We start from the raw sequence: 979 nt of genomic DNA, 5'->3' as shown, positions 1-979 counted from the left end.
GTATTGTCTTTTATCAAGGACAGTTTTTGCCAGAGGCGATGCGTGCCGAGCGCTTGACTCGTCAAGAAATCGAATGTGCGATGCGTGCTGAAGGTATCAATAATTTTGATGATATCGAAGCTATTGTCTTCGAATCTGATGCCAAGCTCAGCGTGATTCCAAAACAACGCCAAGCCGATTCGAGTGATGATGAGCAGGATGTAGATCACAGCGTATCAGAGACCATTACCCCTTTGATGTAGTGATTAGATAATCGAGCACTGATGGCTATCAATACTCAGACTCAATGCTCGAATGTAAAAATTTTTCAATTTAAAAAATGGTACGTACTATGAAGGTAAGAATTTTGACCGTTGGCAATAAGATGCCTAGCTGGGTGCAAACAGGTTTTGATGAGTATTTTAAGCGTATTCAGCCCATGCTGAGCACAGAGATTGTGGAAATCGCCGCCGCAAAACGGGCAAAAAACCCATCAGATGCCAATCTAGCACAGTACCGTGAGCAAGAAGGTCAAGCGATATTGGCCGCTCATAATGCCGCGAGCCGTGAGCAGTTGTGGGTACTAGACGTCAAAGGTAAGATGATTTCGACAGAAGGGCTAGCTCATAAACTCGCTGATGGCATGCAGCAAGGTGATGATATTGCGTTGGTCATCGGCGGTGCAGACGGCGTGTCACCAGCAGTGTTAGCAAAAGCCGACGCAAAATTATCATTATCAGCACTGACATTGCCGCATCCGCTGGTACGCGTTGTACTAATGGAGCAGCTATACCGCGCGATGAGTATCAATAATAACCACCCTTATCATCGCGGTAATTAACCAAACTCTAAGCTGTTTTTTTGATTTAAAACATCAACCTCAAAAGAGATTGAAAAACTGGCGTACGCCCTAATAAATGGAACATGAAAGATCCAAAACGCGCGATATCCAAAGCCTCTCAGACTACGCATCAGCCTGACCATCATCACGACACTGTAC

Annotated in this window: 2 protein-coding genes; both read left to right on the top strand. The window is 44.9% G+C overall.

The window, feature by feature from the left end; all coding sequences use genetic code 11:
* The coding region (locus ACS8FC_RS15230) for a YetF domain-containing protein (protein ID WP_439297391.1) at positions 1 to 242 on the top strand (242 nt) is incomplete at its 5' end.
* Positions 243 to 331: 89 nt separating this feature from the next.
* Positions 332 to 820 (top strand): 23S rRNA (pseudouridine(1915)-N(3))-methyltransferase RlmH, encoded by a 489-nt coding sequence (rlmH, locus tag ACS8FC_RS15225; protein ID WP_439297390.1) that lies wholly within the window; start codon positions 332 to 334, stop codon positions 818 to 820.
* Positions 821 to 979: the final 159 nt, after the last annotated feature.

This window comes from Psychrobacter sp. 1Y4 (assembly GCF_051847555.1).
Note: the sequence above shows the minus strand (reverse complement) of the source record. Positions and strands in the feature narration are given on the sequence as shown.

Coding starts and splice junctions, on each gene's coding strand:
- rlmH (WP_439297390.1), top strand. CDS start 332: ATGAAGGTAAGAATTTTGACCGTTGGCAATAAGATGCCTAGCTGGGTG.